The following is a 25404-nucleotide window of genomic DNA, read 5'->3' as shown; positions in this document are numbered from 1 at the left end:
GGGATATTCCAGAGGTACACCGACTTGAATGTGTTGCTTTGAATCCATAATCGATTCGGTGTTTCAGGTCGACGTACAGTGCAAGACAACTCGGTAGGCCCCCTCTCCCTCTGGGAGAGGGGGCTGACCGTGGGATATTCCAGAGGTACACCGACTTGAATGTGTTGCTTTGAATCCATAATCGATTCGGTGTTTCAGGTCGACGTACAGTGCAAGACAACTCGGTCGGCCCCCTCTCCCTCTGGGAGAGGGCTGGGGTGAGGGGAAAAGGGCTCAACGCAAAAACGCCTGCCGATACTCGCCCGGCGTCCCACCTAAAACCTGCCTGAACCGATTGGTAAAATGGCTCGCACTGGCAAACCCGCACGCCAGCGCAATCTCCCCCAAGGGCAGCGCCGTGCCGCGCAACAATTCCCGCGCCCGGCTCAAGCGCCGTGCCAGCACATATTGATGCGGCGGCAGGCCGAAGCTCAGGCGAAACATCCGCGCAAAGTGATATTCCGATAGTGCACACAGCCCGGCCAGTTGCCCGAGGCTGATGGCTTCACTCAACTGGTTGTCGATGAACTCCACCAGTTGTCGGCGCTGATGTGGCGCCAGCCCGCCCTTCAAGCGCAAGCCGTGTCGCGCACCGACCTGGCTGAGCAAGGTGTGGCTGATCAATTCATGGGCGAGGCTGCTGGTCAGCAAGCGCTCGGCCGGCTCTTGCCAGTTCAGGTTCAGCAATTGCCGAAAGCGCTGCGCCTGCTGCGGATCTTCGAGAAAGGTCTGCTCGCGTAATTGCATCTCGCGCGGTTCGCGATCGAGCAAAGTGACGCAACCGAGGGCGAATTGTTCGGCGCTGAAATACAGGTGCGCCAAGCGGATGTCGCCATTGATCACCCAGCCCGATTCATGGTCGGCCGGCAGGATGCACAGCTTGTCCGGCCCGCCCTTGCGGCCCGGCTGGCCACGACGGAATGTGCCGGTGCCGCCGGCGACGTAGCAGGACAGCGTGTGATGACTTGGCGCTTCGTATTCCTGGGCATCGTGGTGGTTGGTCCACAAAGCCGCAGACATGCCGTCACCGAGCTCGGCGCTGTGCACAAGGCGTGCATTCGGCGAGCGGTTGAGGGCTTGAAAGACTTGCAGGGTGTCGATTGCGGCCATGTTCGGTTCTCTCCAACGCTTTGCATCCTACTCCGTAGACGCCGCCCTGCCAGCCTGCCGCCAGACAAAAGCGCAAGATTGTGCAAGCGTCGAAGGCTGCCCGAGGCAGACACTCAAGGCCTGTTTAAGGAGTGTTGGCCATGAACCTGTCGTTGTACCTGCTGACCGTGCTGATCTGGGGCACCACCTGGATTGCCTTGAAATGGCAATTGGGCGTGGTCGAAATTCCGGTGTCGATTGTCTATCGCTTCGGCCTGGCTGCGCTGGTGTTGTTTGCCCTCTTGCTGCTCAGCCGGCGTCTGCAACCGATGAACCGCCGTGGGCATTTGATTTGTGTGGCTCAAGGGTTATGTCTGTTCTGCGTGAACTTCATGTGTTTTCTGACCGCCAGTCAGTGGATTCCCAGCGGTCTGGTGGCGGTGGTGTTTTCTACGGCGACGTTGTGGAACGCGCTGAACGCGCGGGTGTTTTTCGGCCAGCGCATTGCCCGCAATGTGCTGATGGGCGGTGCGCTGGGGCTGTTCGGTCTGGGGCTGTTGTTCTGGCCGGAACTGGCCGGGCATCAGGCCAGTCCGCGAACCCTGCTGGGGCTGGGTCTGGCGTTGTGTGGCACCTTGTGTTTTTCAGCGGGGAATATGCTTTCGAGCCTGCAACAGAAGGCCGGCCTCAGACCGCTGACCACCAACGCCTGGGGCATGGCCTACGGCGCGGCGATGCTGACGGTGTGGTGTCTGATCAAGGGCATACCCTTCGACATGGATTGGTCGCCGCGTTATGTCGGGGCACTGTTGTATCTGGTGATTCCCGGCTCGGTGATCGGCTTCACCGCGTACCTGACGCTGGTCGGGCGCATGGGCCCGGAGCGAGCGGCTTATTGCACGGTGCTGTTCCCGGTGGTGGCGTTGAACGTGTCGGCGTTTGCCGAAGGTTATCAATGGACCGCACCGGCGCTGGTCGGGCTGGTGTTGGTGATGTTGGGCAACGTGCTGGTGTTTCGTAAACCGAAAGTGCTGTTGTCTGCAGGTCAAGGGAAGTTGGCTTGATAAAGCGAGCGCTGATACTCAGCGCTCAACTTTCAAAGTGATGTAGATCATTACCGGGAAGATGAAGTCGACAATATGTCGCGCCCAGTCCTTGGCATTCCAGGATTGCGAAGTGTCCATGTCGAACCACTCGACGCCGACCGTTTGCAGGCATACGTAGTAGATGAAGATGGCGACCAATATGCCCATGATTGAAAACTTCTTGGCTTCATGAAATGCCGCTGGCGATGCATCGATGTAGCGATACAACTGGTAAGTACCGATCAGGCAAAGCACGGTATAGGTGACTTCCATAGTGATGATGAACCAGTAGATCCGGTGATGGATCATCGGCGAATCGATCGCGCGGTACATGATGTTTTCGCTGGCGTTGGTGGTGTCCATGCTCAGGATATGTGCAACGTAAGTGTAGTTGGACTCATAGTCAGTGAAGTTATGGATCATCACCAGCAGGCCAAAGAAACTTATATAAGCCATCAAGATGACTTTGCTGAAACGAATGAGTTTGTCGGTGGTCAGGGTGTTCACGGGGTTGGCTCTCCATGGCAATTAATCAATAAGTTGATAAGTTGCGAGAGCTTATATTGCTGTTACTTGGTCTGGCGTTTTTGTTCGGTTGCAAGTTATGTAAGGTGAAGGCCGGCGCCATGTTGCGCCGGCCCTTTTTTTCAGCCGCGCCAGACTTGCGGGTTGACCAGATCCTGCGGCCGTTCGCCGAGCAGGGCGCTGCGCAGGTTGGCCAGGGCGCGGTTGGCCATGGCTTCGCGGGTCTCGGTGGTGGCCGAGCCGATGTGCGGCAGGGTCACGGCGTTTTTCAACTGGAACAGCGGCGATTCGGCCAGCGGTTCTTTTTCGTAGACGTCCAGCCCGGCGCCGCGGATGCGGTTGTTTTGCAGGGCTTCGATCAGTGCCGGTTCGTCGACCACCGGGCCGCGCGAGATGTTGACCAGAATAGCGCTCGGCTTCATCAGCGCCAGTTCGCGATGGCTGATCAGGTGGCGGGTCTTGTCGCTCAACGGCACTACCAGGCAGACAAAATCGGCTTCGGCCAGCAGTTCATCCAAGCTGCGGAACTGCGCGCCGAGCTCCTGTTCCAGTTCGGTCTTGCGGCTGTTGCCGCTGTAGATGATCGGCATGTTGAAGCCGAAGCGCCCGCGCCGGGCGACAGCGGCGCCGATGTTGCCCATGCCGACGATGCCGAGGGTCTTGCCGTGCACATCACTACCAAACAGCGGGGCGCCGACGCTGGCCTGCCATAGCCCGGCCTTGGTCCAGGCGTCGAGTTCGGCGACGCGGCGGGCGCTGCTCATGATCAGGGCGAAGGCGAGGTCGGCGGTGCTTTCGGTGAGCACGTCGGGGGTGTTGGTGAGCATGATCCCGCGTTCGTTGAAGTAGTCGAGGTCGTAGTTGTCGTAGCCGACCGAGACGCTCGAGACCACTTCGAGTTTTGTTGCGCTTTGCAGTTGTGCGCGGCCGAGTTTGCGGCCGACGCCGATGAGGCCGTGGGCCTGGGGCAGGGCTTCGTTGAACTGGGCGTTGATATCACCGGTCTTGGGGTTGGGGACGATGACGTCGAATTCTTCTTGCAGGCGTTCGATCATGGGCGGGGTGATGCGGCTGAAGGCCAGGACTGTTTTTTTCATTGGGCTTGGGCTCGTCGGGGCTTGATTGCAAGCACGCTAACATTTTCTCGCTCGGGTTGTCTTGGCGGCCTCTGGGCCGGCCATGCCTTGGGTGGTTTGGGTGTATATCCGTTTTTGCGGGTGTTGCGGCTGGCGGTTTCGCCCTTACGGCGACTTACTTTTTTACAAGCGCCAAAAAAAGTAAGCAAAAAACGCTAGCTCCTGCGTTCGGCCCTCGCAGGCTCGGGTTCCTTCGCTGCGGGATCGATCCGGGCGCAGCGGCTCCGGTTTGCTTCGCTGCACCTACACTCGCTGTGTTCGACTTCGTCGAACGGTCGCTGCGCTCCCACGCCCGGATCAATCCCTCCGCTCAGCCTTCCGACGTCGCCGGTGGATCAAGATCAAGAGCACTCGAGCTTGCGCTCATTGTTGAGTGGGGCGGCTGCGCCGCGGGCAGCTGCGCTGCTTTGCGTTTCTGTGCGAGCCTGCTCGCGAAGGCGGCCCGCTAGTCAACAAATTACTATCGAATTCACGCGATCCAACGGTAGGAGCTGCCGAAGGCTGCGATCTTTTGATCTTGCTTTTGCTTTTCTGTGGGAGCTGGTTTGCCAGCGAAAACGGCCTGACAGCCGACCTGTTTCTCACTGGTGTACGCATTCCAACTGTGGGAGCGAGCCTGCTCGCGAAAGCGTCTCCACTGCCAACCCATCTCTGCCAGATTCACCCCGTCCCTGTGGGAGCTGGCTTGCCAGCGAAGGCGGCCTGACAGCCGACTCCTATCTTGCTGATGTACACGATCCAGAATTGTGGGAGCGAGCCTGCTCGCGAAAGCGGTTTATCTGACACCCGAATGTTGAATGTGCCGAAGCCTTCGCGAGCAGGCTCGCTCCCACAGAGGTTCAATTGTGTGACGGGGGCTGATGGATTTCGTAGTTATCCAGCACCCGGTTCACCGCCAGTTCCGCCAGCATGATCACCTGCTGGATGGCCAATATCGTGTGCCGCTGTGGGCTGTCGACGTGGGCGGCGATGTCGCTGCTCATGATGCTGGCCGAGGCGAGGGATTCGCAGGCGTGGGCCAGCAGGCTTTCGTTGTCCTGGTCCGGGGCGACCTGGAACATGGTGCTGGGTTTGTGGTTTTGCTGCGCGCTGGCGGACGGTTTGAGGTAGTGATCCAGCGCACGCTCGGCGGCGTCGTGGAGTTTCGTTGAGTCGGGGGATTGGTAGGGTGAGGTGCTTGCGGATTCGGGGGGATTGGGTGTGGGTTTGAACATGGCAAAGATCCTTTTGGATTTATGGAGCTGCCATTTTTCGTTTTCCAGGCGAAAGGGGTGGCAGCTGTACGCGGACTGGAAAAACCGGCAAAGGATCAAACCCGGCAGACCCGAAGGTCTCCCACGTACAGCCGCCATAACTGAATACCGGCGCTGAAAGAGCGCGGCATTATGTCATGCGCTGTGATCCTGCGGGTTTTCCAGACCCGGTCGCTGATTCGTCAGCAACCGCCAAATCCTAGCCAGCGCACTTCCGACGGACAACCTGCAAAACCTGTCGGAAACTTCCCCGTAAACACCGCGATGTAGGAGCTGTCGTAGGCTGCGATTTTTTGATTTTTAAACAGCAAGATCCAAAGATCGCAGCCTCGTTGCACTCGTCAGCTCCTACACGAAGTCAGCGGTGTTTAAAGTCAGGTGGCGACGCGCGCGCCAGCCAGACTCCCGCTCAACTCATACGCGACCAATTCCGCCTGATGCGCCGCCAATATCTCCGGCAACGACCCACGCAAGTACTCCACCCAGGTTTTGATCTTGGCATCCAGGTACTGCCGCGACGGGTAGATCGCGTAGAGGTTGAGTTCCTGCGAGCGGTAGTTCGGCATCACGCGCACCAGAGTGCCGTTGCGCAGGCCTTCGATGGCGGCGTAGACCGGCAGCACGCCGACGCCCATGCCGCTGGTGATGGCGGTTTTCATGGCGTCGGCGGAGTTCACCAGAAATGGTGAGCTGTTGATGGTGACCGTTTCCTGGCCGTCCGGGCCGTCGAAGGCCCATTTCTCCAGGGGGATCACCGGGCTGACCAGGCGCAGGCAGGCGTGGTTGAGCAGATCGCTGGGTTTCTGTGCGGCGCCGTTGGCTTTCACGTACGCCGGCGAGGCGCAGACGATGCTGTAGGTGATGCCCAGGCGCTGCGAAACGAAGCCCGAGTCGGGCAGTTCGCTGGCCAGCACGATGGACACGTCGTAGCCCTCGTCGAGCAGGTCCGGCACGCGGTTGGCCAGGGTCAGGTCGAAGGTCACGTCGGGGTGGGTCTTGCGGTAGCGGGCGATGGCGTCGATGACGAAGTGCTGACCGATGCCGGTCATGGTGTGCACTTTCAGCTGGCCGGCCGGGCGCGCGTGGGCGTCGCTGGCTTCCGCTTCGGCTTCTTCGACGTAGGCGAGGATCTGTTCGCAGCGCAGCAGGTAGCGCTTGCCGGCTTCGGTCAGGGCGATGCGCCGGGTTGTGCGATTGAGCAGACGGGTTTGCAGATGGGCTTCGAGGTTGGAGACCGCGCGCGAGACGTTGGCGGTGGTGGTGTCCAGTTGCACGGCGGCGGCGGTGAAGCTGCCCGCTTCGGCAACACAACTGAAGGCGCGCATGTTTTGCAAAGTGTCCATGGGGTGCTCTCAAGGGAGATGGCAAATTGTGACACGAAGTTTCAGGGGCTGAGACCCCCGACCAAGGGATTATCTCGTTAACCGTAACAAAGATTCACAGAAATCCCAGCTTATCGCCGCAGAGGCAGCTCCATAGAATTGCGCCGATCCCTGTAGGAGCTGCCGAAGGCTGCGATCTTTTGATTTTGTTTTAAGGGAATCAAGATCAAAAGATCTCAGCCTGCGGCAGCTCCTACACGGTCCTCGATCTATCCCTTTCTCAGGAATTCGCAGCTGTGCCGCGTCGCATCAACAGAGCGCTTTTGCCGCTCAGTGTTCTGGCTTTAACCCTGGCTCTCGGCGGCTGCATCTCTACCCAAGGCATTGCCCCTCACGGCGAGGCACTCGCGGCCGATTCACTGGCCACCGACGCGGCCATTGCCGAGGCCGCCAAAGACGCCCACTGGCCCAGCGCCCAATGGTGGCAGGCGTTTGGTGATGCGCAACTTGATCGCTGGATCGACCTCGCCGTGCAAGGCAGCCCGAGCATGGCCACGGCCGCTGCGCGGGTGCGTCAGGCCAAGGCCATGGCCGGTGTTGCCGAAGCGGCCGAGGCGTTGCAGATCAATGGCGAGTCGACCCTCAAGCGACACAACTGGCCGACCGATCAGTTCTACGGCCCCGGCGAACTGGCCAATACCACCACATGGGACAACAACGCCGCGCTCGGCTTCAGCTACGCCCTCGACCTCTGGGGCCGCGAGCGCAATGCCAGTGAACGCGCGGTGGATCTGGCCCATGTGAGCGTGGCCGAGGCGCGACTGGCGCAGCTGGAACTGCAGAGCAATCTGGTCCGCGCCTACATCGAGTTGTCGCTGCATTACGCCCAGCGCGACATCGTCGCGGCGATGCTCCAGCAGCAACAGCAGATTCTCGATCTGGCGCAGAAACGCCTCAGCGGCGGTATCGGCACGCATTTCGAAGTCAGCCAGGCCGAAGCGCCGCTGCCCGAAACCCATCGCCAACTCGATGCGCTGGACGAGGAAATCGCCCTGAGCCGCAACCAGATTGCCGCGCTGGCCGGCAAAGGGCCGGGCGCTGCGGCGCAACTGCAGCGGCCGACGCTGTCCCTCGCGGCGCCGTTGAAGTTGCCCTCGGCATTGCCCGCCGAACTGCTCGGCCAGCGTCCGGACGTGGTCGCCAGTCGCTGGCAAGTGGCGGCGCAGGCGCGTGGCATGGATGTTGCCCACGGCGGTTTCTACCCCAACGTCGATCTGGTCGGCAGCCTCGGCTACATGGCCACGGGCGGCGGCGCGCTGGAGTTTCTGACCGGCAAGAAACTCAACTACAACGTCGGCCCGGCGATCTCGTTGCCGATCTTCGACGGCGGCCGACTGCGTGGTGAATTGGGCGAAGCGGCGGCCGGTTATGACATCGCCGTGGCGCACTACAACCAGACCCTGATCAACGCGCTGAAGAACATTTCCGATCAGTTGATCCGCCGCGAGTCGATGGACAAGCAGCAGGACTTCGCCGCCGAGTCCGTGGCCGCAGCACAGAAAACCTACGACATCGCGATGATCGCTTATCAACGCGGCCTCACCGATTACCTCAATGTGCTCAATGCGCAGACCTTGTTGTTCAAGCAACAGCAGGTTCAGCAGCAAGTGCAGGCCGCGCGGTTGAGTGCGCATGCCGAGCTGGTGACTGCCTTGGGTGGAGGCCTCGGTGCGGGCAATGACGTGCCGACAGCCGAGCAGACCCAGGCCCCGAAAACCCCGGCGCTCCTGCGTTGAACACAGCATCCATTGTGGGAGCGAGCCTGCTCGCGAAGGGGGCGTATCAGTCAATGAACATGTTGCCTGGGACTGCGCTTTCGCGAGCAGGCTCGCTCCCACAGGTTTCGAGTCCGCATTGCATGCCTGAGTATTTCCAATGACCTCCTTGCCCGCCCCCCTGCGCTGGCTCCACTCCCTGGAATGGCGTCGCGGTTTTTTCGACTGGGCACGCAGCGATGGCGTGACCTGGGTGTATATCTTCAAGGTGTTGCTCGCCGCGTTTCTCACCTTATGGCTGGCGATGCGTCTGGAATTGCCGCAACCGCGCACGGCGATGATCACGGTGTTTATCGTCATGCAGCCGCAGAGCGGCCAGGTGTTCGCCAAGAGTTTCTATCGCTTGCTCGGCACGCTGGCCGGGTCGGCGATGATGGTCACGCTGATCGCTTTGTTCGCGCAAAACACGGAGCTGTTTCTCGGCTCGCTGGCGATCTGGGTCGGCATCTGCTCAGCCGGTGCCGCACGTTGCCGCAACTTTCGCGCGTATGGTTTTGTTCTCGCCGGTTACACCGCAGCGATGGTCGGTCTGCCGGCGCTGGCGCACCCGGACGGCGCCTTTATGGCGGCGGTGTGGCGGGTGCTGGAGATCTCGCTGGGCATTCTCTGTTCGACGCTGATCAGCGCGGCGATCCTGCCGCAGACCGCCAGTGCGGCGATGCGCAACGCCTTGTATCAGCGCTTCGGTGTGTTCGCGCTCTTCGTCACCGACGGCTTGCGCGGGCGCAGCAAAGCAGAGGCGTTCGAAGCCAGCAACGTGCGCTTCATTGCTGAAGCCGTCGGCCTGGAAGGGCTGCGCAGCGTGACCGTGTTCGAAGACCCGCACATGCGCCGGCGCAACGGTCGTCTGAGTCGTTTGAACAGTGAGTTCATGGGCATCACCACGCGCTTCAACGCCTTGCATCAATTGCTCGAACGCCTGCACGGCAATGGCGAAGAGCATGTCGTGGCAGCGATCAAACCGGGCTTGCAGGACCTCGCCGAAGTGCTCGACGGCTTCAGCGGTCGCGCGCTGACCAGCCCGGATGCGGCACGTTTGGCGACCGCGTTGGCCAGCTACAAGGAAGGTCTGCCGGCACGAGTTCGAACCCTGCGCGGGATCTTTCAGGACACCGGTCCGAGCGAAGCCGAACAACTGGATTTTCACACCGCCTACGAATTGCTCTACCGCTTCGTCGATGACCTGCACAGCTATGCACAGACCCACGCGTCCCTGGCCGAGCACCGCCACGAACGCGAGCGCTGGGACGAGCCGTTCACTCCGCAAACCAACTGGTGGGCGGCGGCCGCTTCGGGGATCCGCGCCTCGTTCATTCTGCTTGTGCTGGGCAGTTACTGGGTCGCCACCGCGTGGCCGAGCGGGGCGACCATGACCCTGATCGCCGCCGCCACCGTCGGTCTTTCCGCCGCCACACCGAACCCGAAACGCATGGCTTTTCAAATGGCCTGCGGGACTTTTCTCGGCGCGCTGATCGGCTTCGTCGAGATGTTTTTCATCTTCCCGTGGATCGACGGTTTCCCCTTGCTCTGCGTGATGCTCGCGCCGGTGATCGTGCTCGGTTCGTTCCTCGCCTCGCGGCCGCAATACGCCGGGGTCGGACTGGGCCTGCTGATTTTTTTCAGCACCGGTTCAGTGCCGGACAATCTCACGATCTACAACCCCTACACCTTCATCAACGACTACATCGCCATGGTCATGGGCATGCTCGTGTGTGCTGCGGCGGGGGCGATTATTCTGCCGCCGAACAGTCGCTGGCTGTGGCAGCGCCTGGAGCAGGATCTGCGCGGGCAAGTGGTCTATGCGATCAGTGGAAAACTCAAAGGCCTGGCCTCGAGTTTCGAGAGCCGCACCCGCGATCTGCTGCATCAGGCGTACGGCCTCGCGACGGGGCAACCGAAGGTACAAAAGAGTCTGCTGCGCTGGATGTTCGTGGTGCTGGAAGTCGGCCACGCGATCATCGAATTGCGCAAGGAGCAGGCGATCCTGCCGGTGCACCCGGCGTATGCCGAATCGCAGCCGTGGCGTCAGGCAATCCGCGTGATGGGGCGTGCGTTGGTGCGGCTGTTCTTGCAGCCGAACGCAAGCAATCTCGAACGCGCACTGGTCGCGGTCGATCACGCCATCAGCCGCGTCGCCGCCACCGACGAGCCGTTCGCGCCGCACTTCGATACCTCGGCGTTGCGCCGGGTGAAAAGCTATCTGCACTTTATTCGCACCTCGTTGCTCGACCCGCAATCACCCCTGGCCGAATTCGCTCCCGCCAGGCCCGAAGGACTTGCCCATGCCTCGTGAAATCGCCTTCCACGGCGTGTACATGCCGACCATGACCCTGATGTTTTTCATTGCTGCGGGATTGGCCTGGGCAGTTGACCGCTTCCTCTCGGGGTTCGACCTGTACCGCTTTTTCTGGCACCCGGCGTTGCTGCGCCTGAGCCTGTTTACCTGTCTGTTCGGCGCCATGGCGCTGACTGTCTACCGTTGAGAACACCTTGATGAAAAAGTTTTTCAGCCTGTTCGCGACCCTGCTGGTGCTGGCCCTGGCGCTGTGGATTGGCCGCACGTTGTGGGAGCACTACATGAACACGCCGTGGACCCGCGATGGCCGCGTTCGCGCCGACATCATCAACGTTGCCGCCGACGTCACCGGCGAAGTGGTCGAAGTGCCGGTGCGTGACAACCAACTGGTGAAAAAGGGCGATCTGCTGATGCGCATCGACCCCGAGCACTACCGCATTGCGGTCAAGCAGGCGCAGTCACTGGTCGCTTCGCGCAAGTCGACCTGGGAAATGCGCAAGGTCAACGCCCATCGCCGCGCCGACCTCGACAATCTGGTGATCTCTAAAGAGAACCGCGACGACGCCAGCAACATCGCCGACGCCGCGCTGGCCGATTACCAACACGCCCAGGCGCAACTGGAAGCCGCCGAACTCAACCTCAAACGCACCGAAGTGCGTGCGGCGGTGGACGGTTACGTGACCAACCTCAATGTGCATCGCGGCGATTACGCACGTATCGGCGAAGCGAAGATGGCCGTGGTCGACATGAACTCGTTCTGGGTTTACGGCTTTTTCGAAGAAACCAAGTTGCCGCACGTCAAAGTCGGTGACCAAGCCGACATGCAATTGATGAGCGGCGAAGTGCTCAAGGGTCATGTCGAAAGTATTTCGCGCGGGATCTACGACCGCGACAACCCGGAAAGCCGCGAACTGATTGCCGACGTGAACCCGACGTTCAACTGGGTCCGCCTGGCGCAGCGCGTGCCGGTGCGGATTCATATTGATGAGGTGCCAGAGGGCGTGTTACTGGCGGCGGGGATTACTTGCACGGTAGTGGTGAAGCAGGACCTGGCAGGCAATTGATCGACCGCGTCGCCCCTGACCAGGGCGACGCGGTGATGCTTCCAGCTACTGGGAAATGTTGTAGCGATACAGACAACCCAGAGGGTTTTCTGGATTGATGTTGAGGGCAACAATCAATTTGCCTGGGGCCTGCTGATAATGAAGCCTGGAGAGCGAGTCGGTGGTCTCCTCGCGATGGATGACGCCACCCGCGTCTGAAAAAGCGGAGTTGTAGCCACCGCTACGGGTTTTCACACAGGCAATATAATTGCCCTTCTCGTCTCCACCAGAAACTACGATGTTATCAGCGAAAGGAACATGGTCCGCCCAGTTGACTCGCCTGTCGCTGCCGAGAGCTGGTGGGAGTGGCATGACATTCGGATTGCCGAAAACGTCAAAATCGGGCTTACCTTTTTCATCGAAGGCGAACAACATGCCGTATCGCTCACTGACACCGCTGCCCATGTTGGTGTAGCCAGATGCCGTAAATCTATCAGGGGCTCGCTGTCTCACAGTATTGAGTTCGGCACCCATGAAGTTGTACCGGACTACCACAACCCCGGGTCTTTCCGGGAGGCCGAAACTCTCATGGAGCGCGCCACTGTCTGAATTCAACATCACGAGGAGACCGTCCGTGTTCACGTCGGGCTCGTATTTTTCGTAGCCTGCAAATAACAAGAGTCCATTGTCGAGCACGCAACCGTCGCTGAGTGAAGTCGATGCATGCGGCATCCCGTGATTAATTTCAACTCGGCCATCTGTGCCGAATGCCTTCACGGGTGCGCCTTGCGCATCGAATTTGTAAAGGTGCGCCCTGAGCACGTCAGGCGTGTGGTAATCAACGCCGACAATAACGCTGCCATCGGGTAGCGCGAAGACGAATGCCGGGCCTTTTTTCGTAAGCCGTTGTGTGTTTGGGGGATCGATGATGACTTGGCCATTCTCGCCAAAGCTGCTCACTCGATTGCCTTTGCTGTCAAGGCAGAGAATCGCAGCGCTAACCTCGTTCGATTGCTCATTGGCTGTGCTGCCTGCCATGAACAGCCGCCCGTCGGCACCTTCTGCAATCGGCCCGCCAGAGGCCTGCTCATTGGCCAGGAACGAACCCGTGACACGCCCTGCGACCCCAAACGCCAGGTCTACGGCACCCAAGTGGTTCAGCTTGGAAATGAAGAAGACGCCTTTGTCGAAGGTACTGGTGACCAGCAACGATTTATCGCTCAGCAGCGTCGACCCCGTGAGGGGCCGGGACTTCGTCGGGTCATCCTGGAATATATCGTCAAGTTGAAGTTTGCCTTGGCCGCTTCCCCATGTAGCGTCGATTGTCGCCCTGATGTTCGCGGCCTTCTCTGCGATTGCCATATACGTCCCTGCGCGGTTGTCGTGAGGTCGGTTGATTCGCCGGGCGCTAACACGGTCTTAACACTGTTCACCTGGCTTGAACTCACGATAGGCCTTCGCTTAGAGGGCGCCTACTGTCAACTCTGACAGGTCTGGCTACCGATGGTCGCAACGACTGGGGATCAGAGCCTGGCGCGCAACCCGAACCGCTTCATCAACGTCGATTCCAGCAAACCCTTCGGCAACAACACCGCCAACAACGGCAACGCCCGGCTGCCGTTGCCGATGCGAACCAGCCGTGGCGGCTTGCTCTGCCGCACCGCTTTCAACAGCTCAGCCGCAAACTCACTGGCCGGTGTTGGCTTGTCCTGCGATGCCTTGGCCCGTGCCCGAATGCCTTCACGCAGGGGAAACCACGGCGATTGCTCGTTGATCAACTGCTCGGCTTCATGTCCGGCATTCTTCGCAAAACTCGATTCAATCGCACCGGGCTGGACTTCCATCACACGAATGCCAAACGGTGCCAGCTCCATGCGCAACGCGTCGCTAAGCGCATGCACCGCCGCTTTCGACGCGCAGTAGGCGCCGGCAAACGGTGTGACCAGCACACCCGACACACTGCCGATATTCACCACCAACCCCTTGGCCGGACGCAGCAGCGGAAACAACGCGCGGGTGACGCCAACAATCGAAAACACGTTGGTCTCGAACTGGCGCTGCATCGCCTGCACGCCGCCGTCGAGCAGCGGCCCCATCGCGCCGTAACCGGCGTTGTTGATCAGTACATCGAGGCCGCCATGTTGCTGGCGGAGGCGCTCGGCGAGGTGTTCCAGCGCGGCGCCATCGTTGACGTCCAGCTCGACAGCGGTGAAACCGGCAGCGCTCAGCGCGCTGACATCTTCAGCCTTGCGCGCACTGGCCCAGACTTCGTAGCCGGCGGCTTTGAACGCGTCGGCAAGGGCGCGGCCGATGCCGCTGGAACAACCGGTAATCAACGCAACGGGCATGGCGCATTCCTTGTGCAAACAGTCGGGGGAGGGGATCAGTCGGAGAAACTACCTTGCAAATGCTCGGCGCGAAACTCCAGGGTTTGCGGGCGATAGCCGGGGCGCAGCGGCGGCAGTGGCAAGCAGTCTTCCCAGGTTGCACCGGCCTGCAACTCGCCGGGGCCACGATAGCGTGGGGCAGTGTATTGATTGTCGGCCAGGTTGACCGTATCGCCCGGCGCATAAGCGGCGATGCGCCAGCGCAGCTCGGTCAGCGGCACATTGTTGCCATTGTTCATTTTCAATTGCAGCGGACGGTCGGCCGGGCATTGCTCGGGAGCGTAGGCAATGCGCAGTTCCAGGCGCGCCAGTTGCTTGATCTCGCGGTTGTCCAGCCACACCACCCACATGGCCACGAAACCCAGGCCAATCGCAGCGGCTACCGAAACCGGCAAGGCCTTGGCCGGGTAGCGCAGCAGCAGGATCAACCAGGTAATGACCAGCAGGATGCCGATGAACATGCGTGAGCGCTCCGTGGGTGAGTGAGCCCCATCCTACCGAAGGCTTGGCGCAATGGGTATTCGGGACGAGTTTGTGCGCACCGTTGGTCGGGACTGTAATTTCTGACAGTAGGAATGCGATTCCGCGCTTGCTCTCATGAGCCAAGGGCACACTGGGACGTTGACGCACTATGGGCATCCACAGCAATACGCCAACGCTTGCCGTGAACGATCCGCGCGGGTTGGCCATCCTCAGCGTCAACTACTGGCGCGCCGATGCGGCGCTGGCAAGCGAGCCCCGGATCGAGCGGACGTTGCGCGACAACGCCGGCCGTGCAGTCAAACAATGGGATGCGCGATTGTGGGCGTTGCAGGCGAATGATCCACAAGCGCCCGCCAGCCTCACCACTGTCCATGCCTTGAACGATATCGCGCTGCGCTCGGACAGTACCGATGCGGGAGTCCAGGTCCAGTTGCCGGGTTTGGCCGGCCAGACGCTGTGCAACTGGGACCGCCGTAGCACATGCCGCGAAATTGCATACGATGACTTGTTGCGACCTGTCGCGGTGTTCGAGGAAGGCACCGGCGTACCTCGCCGTTGTTCCGAGCGCCTTGCCTATGGCCGCCCCGGCGCGGGCGATCCGCTGCGCAATCAGCTCGGTCAAGTGATTCGTCATGACGATCCCGGTGGCAGTGTTCTGTTCTCGCAGTTTGCGATCACCGGGCAGTGCAGTGAAAACATCCGTCACTTCACGCTTGAGCCGGTTGCCGCGGATTGGCCAGAGGCTATCGTCGATCGACAGAAGTTGCTCGAACCCCAAGGGGCAACCACACAGTGGCGCTACGCCCCGCTGGGGCCTGTGCTCGAACAGTTCGATGCCGGTGGCAATCGGCAGGCCTTCGCACTGACTCTCCACGGCCAGTTACGCGCAGTTGAAATACGGCTCAAACTTCAGACTCAGAACCATTCGGTCGTCAGTGATATTCGCTACGACGCTTACGGACAAGTCACTCATGAAATGGCAGGCAACGGCGTGCTGACTACGCTGAGCTACCGTCCCGAAGACGGCCGCCTGCTCACGCGCCATGCTCAGGACAATCTAGGCAATGTGCTGCAGCATCTGATCTACGCCTACGACCCGATGGGCAATGTAACGAGTATCGAAGACCAGGCATTGCCCGTGCGCTGGTTCGCCAACCAGCGCATCGAGCCGGTCAGTCGTTACCGCTATGACAGTCTTTATCAGTTGTCCCATGCCACTGGCTGGGAGGCCGGCGTTGGCGGTGGCGGGCCGACCGCTGTCGCCAATTACAGCCAGCGCTATCATTACGACGCCGGCGGCAATTTGCGCGGGCTGACTCACGTCGGCCAACAGAGTCCAGGTCACCAACTGCAGGCCGCACGCTTTAGCAATCGGTGTTTGCCGTGGCACGACGGTAAGCCGCCCTCTGAAGCAGAGATCGCTGCAGCTTTCGATTCGCGGGGTAATTTGTTGTTGCTGGATCAGGGGCGCCGGTTGCAGTGGAATCTGCGTTGCCAGCTGGACTCGGTCGTGGTCGTCTCACGCCGATCAGATGCCGATGATCGTGAAAGCTATCTCTATGACGGCGCCGGTCAGCGGGTATGCAAGACGCGTTCGTCACGGGCCTCTGCACGCAGTCTTCTTGCACAGGTGCGTTATCTGCCAGCGCTGGAATTACGCACCGATACCGGCACCGGTGAGAGCCTGCAGGTGATCATCGTGCGGACCGGACTCAATATCGTACGCGTCCTGCATTGGCAAAGCGCACCGCCGACCGGCCTCAATAATCTCTACCGATACAGTTTCAATGATCATCTGGGCTCAATCAGTCTTGAGCTGGACGCGGATGCGCAACTGATCAGCCGCGAGCATTTTTATCCATTCGGTGCAACGGCGTGGGCCGAAGAACCCGACGTCAGCTACAAGACCGCGCGGTATTCGGCAAAGGAACGTGACGCCACGGGACTTTACTATTACGGGTTTCGCTATTACGTGCCGTGGCTGCAACGCTGGCTGAACAGCGATCCTGGTGGAGCGATCGACGGCCATAATCGCTATCGCGCGCTGCGCAACAACCCAATGACTTACAGGGACAGCGACGGGCGCAAGCCCGACAAGCCCGACAAGCGTGCTGGCGACCGGGTGTATCACGATCTTGCCGACAAGAAACTGGTCAATCCCGTGCAAGCCGCCGGCATGCAGCCAGTGCGCCGTTACTTCGAGAATGATCCAAATCCCGACGTCCAGGCCTACCGCCGCGAAATACCGGTAGCGCTGGCAGAGCTGGGAGCCCGGGACAACTCCGTGCTCAACACACATCAGGCACATGTCATTGCCGCCGTCCGGACGCACACCGCGCCACCTTCGGGGGCCGTGCTGTACCACTCCGGTGAATTCGTTTCTTCGACAATGAATCGGGTGTTGGGGGAGGAGACCACCAGCCGGATCATGGGACCCATGTCCGTTGCGTTCAACAGCCCTGTCGAAGAACCGCAAGTGCTTGCAGCCAGGCGCGGTGCCGTGGCCAAAGGCTTCCAGATCGGCGGAAATCTGCTGATGCACGCCGCTAACCCCGCAGCTCAGTTGGTGGGCTCACTGAGTGTGGCAATGGGCAATGCCATGCAGGTTTCCGAGGCTCAGACGCGGATTCAGTACAAACTGCTCAGCACACCTGTTGCCGTGCCTCTTGCCATCTCCTCGAACAGTCCGGCGGTCGACTTGCAGTCCTTCAATCGATCGACCCGGCGGCAGCCGTTGTTCGCAGAACCGGAATCAACGCCCACACCGTTGGCGCAGCAACTGTTTGCAGCCGCGTTTACACAAGGTCCAGCGGGGCTGGCGCAGGCGACGGAAGGCGAGTCGGTCGATGAAGATTCACCACTGGCGAGACGCCGCAATTCAGTCTTCGGCTAGACAAAAAAAGCCCCCGCCCAGCCCGCTGCGGATAGGGAACGCAACGGGCTGGACGAGGGCTTCTTGTTTCAGCAGGCGATTACTGCGCGATGGTTTTCACCGACACGCCGCGTTCGATCGGGGTGGAGCGGCCGTAGATATCTTCGAAACGCTCGATATCGTCTTCACCCAGGTACGAACCCGACTGCACTTCGATGATTTCCAGCGGGATCTTGCCCGGGTTGCGCAGACGGTGCACCGAGGCGATCGGGATGTAGGTCGACTGGTTTTCGGTGAGCAGGAACACGTTTTCGTCGCAGGTCACTTCGGCGGTGCCGCTGACCACGATCCAGTGTTCGGCGCGGTGGTGGTGCATCTGCAGCGACAGGCACGCGCCCGGCTTGACCGAGATGTGCTTGACCTGGAAACGCCCGCCCATGTCCACCGAATCGTACGAGCCCCACGGACGATAGACTTCGCAGTGGTTCTGGGTTTCGCTGCGGCCCTGGGCGTTGAGGGTGTTCACCATCTGCTTGACGCCCTGGACCTTGTCCTTGTGGGCAATCATCATCGCGTCCTTGGTTTCGACCACGACGATGTTTTCCAGACCGATCACCGAGACCAGTTTGCCGTTGCCGTGGATCATGCAGTTCTTGCTGTCCTGGATGACCACGTCGCCTTTGCTGACGTTGCCGTTGGCGTCTTTCTCGTTGACTTCCCACAGCGACGACCAGCAGCCGACATCGCTCCAGCCAGCGGTCAGCGGCACCACGCAGGCGCGCTGGGTTTTTTCCATCACCGAGTAGTCGATGGAGTTGTCCGGGCAGCAGGCGAAGGTGGCTTCGTCGAAAGTGATGGTGTCGGCGTCCTGCTGGCTGCGCTCAAGGGTCAGCAGGCAGGTGTCGTAGATGTCCGGATCGTGCTTTTTCAGTTCTTCGAGGAAGCGGCTGGCGCGGAACAGGAACATGCCGCTGTTCCAGTAGTAACCGCCGGATTCGACGTACTCGGTGGCGCGCTTCACATCCGGTTTTTCGACGAAGTGCGAGACGCGGCTGACGCCTTCGGGCAGCAGCGAATCAGCAGTGGATTTGATGTAGCCGTAGCCGGTTTCCGGTTTGGTCGCCGGTACGCCGAACAGGACCATCTCGCCGTTCTCGGCAGCGACGGTGGCCAGGGCCAGCGCACGTTGCAGGGCTTTCTGGTCTTCCAGCACGTGGTCGGCCGGCAGCACCAGCATCAGTTCGTCACGGCCTTCATTGACCAGCATCATCGCGGTCAATGCTACGGCCGGCGAAGTGTTGCGGCCGAACGGTTCCATCAGGATGCGCTGGCATTCCAGATTGCGCGCGGCCAGTTGCTCGTTGACGATGAAACGGTGCTCTTTGTTGCAGACCACGATTGGCGTGTCCATGCCTTCGAACACCAGACGCTCGAGGGTTTGCTGGAACAGTGTGTGTTCGCCGGTCAGGGCGAGGAATTGCTTGGGGAATTGCTTGCGCGAAAGAGGCCACAGACGCGAACCGCTACCACCTGACAAGATCACCGGAATCATAGTGTTTACTCCATAAAATCAATTTGGTTAGAGCAACGAACGTTGTGTCGTTTCACTCTTGTTTTTGTCTCGTGTCCGAAGACGCCGCATCCCTTGTAGGAGCTGCCGAAGGCTGCGATCTGTTGATCTTGATCTTCAAAATCAAAAGATCGCAGCCTCGTTTCACTCGACAGCTCCTAGAGGGATCAGCGTCTCTGCGGGAAATTGGTTAGCGAGTCGACACCGGGCGTTTCACCCAGACTGGCGACAGGTTGCTGCCGTTGCCGGTGACGTACAGCACCGCTGCCTCACCGCGCTCCAGGGCGACCGGTTTCACGTCGCCGACTTTCTTGTCGCCTTCGTACAGTGCCAGGCTGACTTTCACCGGGTTGATTTCACGTTCGCCACGGCCCTTGGCTGCCACGTTCGGCACCACTTCGGTCTTGCCGTCGGCGGTTTTCAGGGTCAGCGATTTGTCGCTGAGGTTCTGTACACGCACCAGGGATTTCTGCTTGTTCTTGAACGGCGGCTCTTCGATCAGTTGTGGCGCGCCGGAAGCGTTGTTGACCAGGGTGTAGTAGTGGTCGCCGGCGAGTTTGACCGGCAGGGTCTGGCTACCGACCTTGGCGCTGTAATCGCCGCCCGGCATGAAGCTGAAGTCGCTGCTGGCCAGTGGCGCGATGTCGCTCAGGTTGGTGCTGCCGACAGTCGCGCTGACTTCGGCGTTGCTGGCGTTGTAGACACGCACGAAGGTCGAGCCTTTCGGAGCGGTCGGGCCGTACAGCGCGGCGTCGCCACCGGCGAAGGCTGGGACGGAGAGTACGCTGAGGCCAGCAACCAGTGCGAAGCTTTTAGCGAGACGACGAGGAGTAGTAGTGAAAGTCATGGTGTACCTCTCTTTCAGTTTTGCGCCCGATCGGGCGTCTCGGATTTAGTGTTGATGGCTACGTTTTGTTGGCGGGCGCCGGCTTGTTTGAGCTCTGCGACCCACTGCGGGTCGGCGTCGCCGATTTCGTTGTTCACAGGCAGATATCGTTCAGGAAACTCCCAGATCAGCACTTGTGGCGGGCTGTTCTTGAAGTCATCGCTTTTCAGGTAGCTGAGCATCGGCAGAATCGGGCCGTGGCCGTCTTCGGCGTAGTTGACGACGTCACTGTGCAGCGCTTGTTTGAGCGCACCGACGAAGTTCCAGTTGGGGTTGGCGCTGTAGCTGGTGCCGATCAGCGCGACCGGTACTTCGCTGTTGGCGAACAGGGCGTCGTCACCGGCAGGCTGTTCGGCGGCAACGGTGTTGCGTTTGAGCAGTGGCTCAGGCGCCGGCATCATGTTTTCGAACAGCGGATCGAGTGGCAGGAACAGACGCAGATCGCCCTTGTGCGTGACCTTCTCTGCTGGCGTGGTAACGAAGCGCTGTGGCTCGCCGCTCAGCGGGAATTTCTCGGCAATGGTTTTCGCCAGCGTGTTGGCGGCGATCTCGGCGCCTTCCGGCGTCCAGTGGGTGTCGGTGCGCAGGAACACTTGCTGACCGTTCTGCTTGGCCTGTTGCAGCGGGCCGAGCAGGTCAGGGGCGAGGATCTTGTCGGCCGCGACACGGGCGTGGAAATCCTGATACAGGTTCTGGTGAATGCTCGAAGGCTTCACTTCATCCAGATGCTCCGGATACAGACGCACCTTGGCCGGCACGATCGCCATCACCAGTTTCACGCCTTTCTCTTTCAGGGTCTGACGCACGCCTTCGACCAGCGCGTAGTTGCCTTGCAGGTTCTGCTGTTCGTTGACGATCGGGTTGAATTCCTCATCGCTGTACAACCACTGGTCGCGGCCGAGCACGACGCCCGGACGACCTTCGTTGAACAGTTTGAAATCCAGCGCGGCCCAGAGGTTGGTGCCCAGGCGCTTGATCGGGAATTCATCGTCGTAGTGGGTTTCCACCGCCTTCGTCCAGCGGCCGTTGAGCACCGTCGCATCGGCGTTGGTGCTGAAGCCGAAGAAGCTGCGAACCGACCACAGACCCAGGACCAACAGCGTCACCAGGAACAGGGCGATGTAGAAGATGCGTAATGAGCGGGTCATGTCAGATCCCTCAGAACTGGAAGTAAAGGAACGGCGAGAAGCTTTGCGCCGAGAGTTTGAGAATCGAGGCGATGAACAGCAGCAGGATCAGCCCGCGCATCACGTAGCGCGACCAGTCAGCGGTCCAGTAAGCCGGTTGCACCTGGGCTTCGACGCCAACGGTGTAGCCAGGTTCGTGGATGCTCGCCGGATTTTCCCCAGGCGCTGCCTTGATCATTCCCGGGGTCGCCGTGGCAGGGCCATTGGTCTCGACGTTGACTTCCGGTTTGGTCTTGGCTGGCGGCTGATTGGTGTACAGATCACGCAGGCCGAAGAACGCCAGGGTTACGTAAGCCACCACCAGAGTCGCTACTTGCAGACCGGTGAGGCTGGCCTGATTGAGTTCCGACAGCGACCAGTCGCCGAAGCTGAACATTGCACCGTACATGCGACCGGCGACGTGCAGATTCTCGGCACGGAAGATCACCCAGCCCATCACCACCAGCAGGAAGGTCAGTGCCCAGCGGATCGGGTTGAGGCTGCGCGGCGAAGTGTTCAGGCCGAGCATTTTTTCGATCGCCAGCCACATGCCGTGCCAGGCGCCCCAGATGATGTAAGTGATATTCGCGCCGTGCCACAGACCACCCAGAAGCATGGTCAGGAACAGATTGCGATAGGTCATCAGCGTGCCTTTACGGTTACCGCCGAGGGTGATGTACAGGTAGTCACGCAGCCAGGTGGAGAGGCTGATGTGCCAGCGGCGCCAGAACTCGGTGATCGACTGGCTGATATACGGCTGCTTGAAGTTTTCCATGAAGCGGAAACCCATCATCAAGCCCAGACCGATGGCCATGTCGCTGTAACCGGAGAAGTCGAAGTACAGCTGCGCGGTGTACGCCAGCGCACCGAGCCAGGCATCACCCGTGGTCGGATTTTGCAAGGCGAAGCAATGGTCGGCGACCACGGCGAGGGTGTCGGCGATGAAGACCTTCTTGATGAAACCCTGCATGAACCGCGTGCAGCCCTCGGAGAACTTGTCGAGGGTGTGCGTGCGGTTGTTGAACTGATCGGCGAGGTCGCGGAAACGCAGAACCGGGCCGGCAATCAGGTGCGGGAAGATCGCCACGAATGCTGCGAAGTCGATCAGGTTGCGCGTGGCCGGAGTGTCGCCACGGTACACGTCGATGATGTAGCTGATCGATTCGAAGATGTAGAACGAAATACCGATCGGCAGCAGCACGTGGGTGAGGATGAACGGCTCGAGACCGAACGAAGTCATGATTTCGTTGATGCTGTCGACACCGAAGTTGGCGTACTTGAAGTAGCCGAGGATGCACAGGTCGACGGCCACGCCGAGCAGCAGCCAGCGCTGCGCCGGTTTGGTTCTGACGCCAGCGGCACCGACTTTCAGGCCGATCCAGTAGTTCCACAACGTGACCGCTGCGAACAGCGCGAGGAAGTCCACCCGCCACCAGGCGTAGAACACATAGCTGGCGATCAGCAGCAGCAGGTTGCGATAGCGTTGCCCGCTCAGGTAGTACAAGCCGAGAAAGATCGGCAAGAACAGAAACAGGAACACGTTGGATGAAAATACCATCCCGATCTCTCCATGTTTGAACCAACAGTCAAGGGCCAAAGCCCCCCCAAACCCCCCGTGGTAGTGGAGGGGTGACACAGTGTTTGCTTGAGGTCTGGGCTGGCCGTCAAACCGCGCCCCTCACCCCCCGCCCTCTCCCGGAGGGAGAGGGAGCCTGATCTCCATGGTTTTCAAAAATGGAGATCGACTCGGTATTTCATTTCGACGTAACTCGCACAGCCACCTCGGTCAGTCCCCTCTCCCTCCGGGAGAGGGTTAGGGTGAGGGGCTTTTAGCCCTTTTCATGCGACGGGTCGTAGACCTTGGTCAGGTCGCCGCCAAGACGGAAAGTCTTGAACGGTTGCATGTCGCGTTTCTTCTCGATCACATCCGGCGCACAGGTGTAGAGCGTGCAGAACGGTTCGAGCCAGGCGAATTTCATGTCCTCTTTCAGGTCGGTCATGTCCTGCTTTTTGCCGTTCTTTTCTTCGAACTCGTCAGGGTCCTTCACGCCGGCCAACACGCGGTCACCCAGACGCTTCAGTGCGCCATTGTTTTCCTGACGCAGATCGACACCGTTGACCTGGGCGAAACTGGCGATCATCGCCAGCGGCGGCAGGGCGTAGTTGTGATAGGCGAGGGCGCGTTGCTGGCGCTTGAGTTCGTTGGGCAGGAATCCGTCGGCGTCGACCTGGTTGACGCCGACCTTGTATTCCTTCACCGCCCAGTCGAACAGGTCGCGGCGGTTGGTGGCGACGGCGGTGGCCATCACCGACCAGGCGGCCCAGTACGAGTGGTTGTTGGTTTTTTCCAGCGGCAGGTTGTCCCAGTCGCTGACCACCTGATCGGCCATTTTGCTGAACCAGGCTTCGATCACCTGCGCTTCCTGCTGATGCTGGGCCAGCGGATGCGAGTCGGAAAACTTCAGGCGAATGTACGACGAGGCCATGCTGCCCAGTGCCCATTTGCGCATCGACTTGCCGGTGTGGTTGAAGTCTTTGGACATCAACGCGTCAGCCTTGGCCCATGCGGTCAGCCAGTTGAGCGTGCATTCGAGCTGCTCCGGGCGACCGTCGCGCATGAACTGCATGACGCGCTTGGCGGTGCCGCGCTCCAGCGTGGTGATGTCTTTGGTGGTGTCGCGAAAGGCTTTTTCCGACTGCACATTCAGCGTCGCGCGGGCCTTGTCCGAACCTTCGTATTTGCTGCGAAATTGCAGCGGACCGGTGTATGGCGCCGGCATCGCGTCGCAGCCGTCGCTCTTGTCGCCGGTCTTGAATTTATCCACCGGGGCGAAGTAGCCCTGCGGTGGACGCAATGGCGCGGCGGCCTGAGTTGCCCCGGCGAACATCGCCAGGCTCAGGAGTGTCGGTGCCAACAGATTTTTCAGTTTCGGATTTCGCATAGCAGACCTCATTGCCCGAGCTGCGCGGTCTGTTGACCGACGCCCGGGAATACGTTGCGTTTGCAGATTTTCGCTTCGACTTTTTGTGGCGCGGCGCCAGGTCCGGCTTCAGGACCCTGGACTTCGACTGCCAGCAGGTTTTGCGAGGCCCAGTCTTCGTCCGTGCGCAGCTCAAAGGCGAAACGACCGTCGGTGTCGGAGGTTTCCGGTTTCTCGATCTTGATGTCCTCGTGGCGACCGTTCATGTACCAGAGGGTGGCTTGCAGGGTTTTCACCGAGGTGTCGGCGAAGCGGATATCAACCTGATGGTTGGAGTTCTGCAGGTTCAGGTTCTTGCTGTTGACCAGCAGTTCTTGCTTGCTGCCCGGCTTCAGCGTGGCGCTGGCGGACATCTGCGCGTCCTTGCCTTCGCAACCGTTGTCGAGCAGCGCCATCATCTGGCGATAGATGGTTTCCTGGTCGAGGCGATACAGCGGCGAGAATTCCCAGATGAGAATCTTCGGCGGGGTCTTCTGGAATTCTTCGCTGCCCAGGTATTGCAGCATCGAACCTTCGAAACCGCCGCCGGGGAAGGCCACGTTGAGGATGTCGGCGCCGATGGCTTCTTCGAGGAAACCGGCGAAGTTGTAGTTCTTGCCGCTGTGCGATGTACCGACCAGAGTGATCTGCGGATTGCCGGAATCGCCGAACAGATCGCCGTCACCGGCCTCGCCTTTCGGCTCGGTGGTGAACTGGTCCATGTACTGGATCGCGTAGCTGGTGCCGCACAGTTGCCCGGCCATGTTGTGCAGGGTGCCGGTCTTGCCCATGCGCCCGGAGCGCTTGGTCTCGAATTCACGCTTGGGAATGTCGGCGAAGGCCGGGATCTGCTTGACCTTTTCGGCGACGATTTTTGCCGTGCGCTGGGCACCGTAAGGTGTCCAGTGCTGGTCGCCACGGAAGTAGAAATCGTGGGCGGGCAGGGTGTCCGGCAGCGATTCGTTGGTCAGTGGCGACAGGTCCGGCACCACGTAGCCCATCTTGGCGAAACGGCCGAGCATGGTCTTGTAGTTGCCCAGCGCTTTCTCGTAATCGAACGCGGCTTTTTCCTGCGGGTTGAGCTTGTTGCGGTTCACCAGGCCACGGGTCGGCTGGTAAACGATCACCAGCTCGACGCCTTTGCTCTTGAACGCATCGTGCAACTGCTGCAGGCGCTTGTAGCCGGCCGGCGTGGTGTTGAACTCGGTGCGCAGGTCTTCCTGGGTACGGAACAGCCAGTCGCCCTGAGCCTGTACCAGGGTGGTGAAGTTCTGCTGATAACGCGTGGTGTAGTTCTTCGCGTCATGGGCCGCCGGGCACAGGTTGCAGCACGGCTCGGCGGTGAACTTCGGTGGCGTGACGCTTGCGCCGTCAGCGTCGGCGCGGGCGTTGCCGGCAGCGAGAATGCCGAGAGTCAGGGCCGAGAGGCTGAGCAGTTTGATCATGTGTGGGTGCAT

General features: G+C 60.3%; 20 protein-coding genes. 6 read left to right on the top strand and 14 right to left on the bottom strand.

All coding sequences use genetic code 11. The features are described from left to right. Positions 1-273: 273 nt before the first annotated feature. Entirely contained in the window at positions 274-1149 is an 876-nt protein-coding gene (locus AC0Z5Z_RS09950) for a helix-turn-helix domain-containing protein (RefSeq protein ID WP_406228304.1), read from the bottom strand. Between the two features lie 140 nt (positions 1150-1289). Here AC0Z5Z_RS09950 and AC0Z5Z_RS09945 point away from each other — a divergent pair, with 140 nt between their 5' ends. Continuing rightward, positions 1290-2192, top strand: coding sequence for a DMT family transporter (locus AC0Z5Z_RS09945; protein ID WP_485611004.1), 903 nt, complete (start codon positions 1290-1292; stop codon positions 2190-2192). Between the two features lie 18 nt (positions 2193-2210). On the opposite strand, the gene AC0Z5Z_RS09940 is transcribed toward AC0Z5Z_RS09945, so the two are convergent. The 4 genes from AC0Z5Z_RS09940 to AC0Z5Z_RS09925 all read right to left on the bottom strand — a co-directional run bounded on the left by AC0Z5Z_RS09940 (position 2211) and on the right by AC0Z5Z_RS09925 (position 6470). Continuing rightward, positions 2211-2720, bottom strand: a complete 510-nt coding sequence (locus tag AC0Z5Z_RS09940; RefSeq protein ID WP_041479679.1) for a DUF2165 domain-containing protein — start codon at positions 2718-2720, stop codon at positions 2211-2213. Between the two features lie 140 nt (positions 2721-2860). After that, positions 2861-3835: a 2-hydroxyacid dehydrogenase gene (locus AC0Z5Z_RS09935; RefSeq protein ID WP_485611003.1), complete on the bottom strand. Its 975-nt coding sequence runs from the start codon at positions 3833-3835 to the stop codon at positions 2861-2863. An 878-nt stretch (positions 3836-4713) separates the two neighbouring features. Continuing rightward, complete coding sequence (locus AC0Z5Z_RS09930; RefSeq protein WP_323621598.1) at positions 4714-5088, bottom strand: DUF6124 family protein; 375 nt, start codon at positions 5086-5088, stop codon at positions 4714-4716. A gap of 413 nt (positions 5089-5501) precedes the next feature. Continuing rightward, positions 5502-6470, bottom strand: a complete 969-nt coding sequence (locus AC0Z5Z_RS09925; protein WP_024011667.1) for a LysR family transcriptional regulator — start codon at positions 6468-6470, stop codon at positions 5502-5504. A 275-nt stretch (positions 6471-6745) separates the two neighbouring features. On the opposite strand from AC0Z5Z_RS09925, the gene AC0Z5Z_RS09920 reads away from it, so the two are divergent. From AC0Z5Z_RS09920 to AC0Z5Z_RS09905, 4 genes are all read left to right on the top strand, one after another. Continuing rightward, entirely contained in the window at positions 6746-8245 is a 1500-nt protein-coding gene (locus AC0Z5Z_RS09920) for an efflux transporter outer membrane subunit (RefSeq protein WP_485611002.1), read from the top strand. 139 nt (positions 8246-8384) lie between these two features. Continuing rightward, entirely contained in the window at positions 8385-10577 is a 2193-nt protein-coding gene (locus tag AC0Z5Z_RS09915; protein ID WP_353188212.1) for an FUSC family protein, read from the top strand. Next, the gene (locus AC0Z5Z_RS09910; RefSeq protein ID WP_016771611.1) at positions 10567-10767 is read left to right on the top strand and encodes a DUF1656 domain-containing protein; all 201 of its coding nucleotides are present in this window, start codon (positions 10567-10569) and stop codon (positions 10765-10767) included. The genes AC0Z5Z_RS09915 and AC0Z5Z_RS09910 overlap by 11 nt, the downstream gene beginning before the upstream one ends. A 10-nt stretch (positions 10768-10777) precedes the next feature. Beyond that, a complete protein-coding gene (locus AC0Z5Z_RS09905; protein WP_485611001.1) occupies positions 10778-11644 on the top strand; it encodes an efflux RND transporter periplasmic adaptor subunit in 867 nt (288 codons plus the stop codon). A gap of 45 nt (positions 11645-11689) precedes the next feature. Here AC0Z5Z_RS09905 and AC0Z5Z_RS09900 read toward each other — a convergent pair whose 3' ends face one another. From AC0Z5Z_RS09900 to AC0Z5Z_RS09890, 3 genes are all read right to left on the bottom strand, one after another. Next, positions 11690-12985 carry a hypothetical protein gene (locus AC0Z5Z_RS09900; protein WP_150636183.1) on the bottom strand — a complete coding sequence of 432 codons (1296 nt, stop codon included), beginning with the start codon at positions 12983-12985 and terminating at the stop codon, positions 11690-11692. A 161-nt stretch (positions 12986-13146) separates the two neighbouring features. Further along, entirely contained in the window at positions 13147-13971 is an 825-nt protein-coding gene (locus tag AC0Z5Z_RS09895; protein ID WP_485611000.1) for an SDR family oxidoreductase, read from the bottom strand. A gap of 35 nt (positions 13972-14006) precedes the next feature. Then, entirely contained in the window at positions 14007-14471 is a 465-nt protein-coding gene (locus tag AC0Z5Z_RS09890) for a hypothetical protein (protein WP_056783040.1), read from the bottom strand. A 170-nt stretch (positions 14472-14641) separates the two neighbouring features. On the opposite strand from AC0Z5Z_RS09890, the gene AC0Z5Z_RS09885 reads away from it, so the two are divergent. Then, positions 14642-17386 carry an RHS repeat domain-containing protein gene (locus AC0Z5Z_RS09885; RefSeq protein WP_485610999.1) on the top strand — a complete coding sequence of 915 codons (2745 nt, stop codon included), beginning with the start codon at positions 14642-14644 and terminating at the stop codon, positions 17384-17386. A gap of 79 nt (positions 17387-17465) precedes the next feature. On the opposite strand, the gene AC0Z5Z_RS09880 is transcribed toward AC0Z5Z_RS09885, so the two are convergent. The 6 genes from AC0Z5Z_RS09880 to AC0Z5Z_RS09855 form a co-directional block, all read right to left on the bottom strand. Further along, a complete protein-coding gene (locus AC0Z5Z_RS09880; RefSeq protein WP_024011673.1) occupies positions 17466-18917 on the bottom strand; it encodes a mannose-1-phosphate guanylyltransferase/mannose-6-phosphate isomerase in 1452 nt (483 codons plus the stop codon). Between the two features lie 208 nt (positions 18918-19125). Next, positions 19126-19782 carry an alginate O-acetyltransferase AlgF gene (locus AC0Z5Z_RS09875; RefSeq protein WP_095180418.1) on the bottom strand — a complete coding sequence of 219 codons (657 nt, stop codon included), beginning with the start codon at positions 19780-19782 and terminating at the stop codon, positions 19126-19128. Positions 19783-19796: 14 nt separating this feature from the next. Next, complete coding sequence (locus AC0Z5Z_RS09870; RefSeq protein WP_110646400.1) at positions 19797-20969, bottom strand: alginate O-acetyltransferase; 1173 nt, start codon at positions 20967-20969, stop codon at positions 19797-19799. 10 nt (positions 20970-20979) lie between these two features. Beyond that, on the bottom strand, positions 20980-22545 hold the full coding sequence (locus AC0Z5Z_RS09865) for an MBOAT family O-acyltransferase (protein ID WP_485610998.1): 1566 nt from the start codon (positions 22543-22545) through the stop codon (positions 20980-20982). Between the two features lie 271 nt (positions 22546-22816). After that, complete coding sequence (locus AC0Z5Z_RS09860) at positions 22817-23929, bottom strand: mannuronate-specific alginate lyase (protein WP_095180419.1); 1113 nt, start codon at positions 23927-23929, stop codon at positions 22817-22819. A gap of 8 nt (positions 23930-23937) precedes the next feature. Further along, positions 23938-25404 (bottom strand): alginate O-acetyltransferase, encoded by a 1467-nt coding sequence (locus tag AC0Z5Z_RS09855; protein WP_252877484.1) that lies wholly within the window; start codon positions 25402-25404, stop codon positions 23938-23940.

This window comes from Pseudomonas sp. 1L-E-NC-VB-C3 (assembly GCF_057291535.1).
The sequence above is the reverse complement of the archived record's forward strand: the minus strand, read 5'-3'. Positions and strand labels throughout refer to the sequence as shown.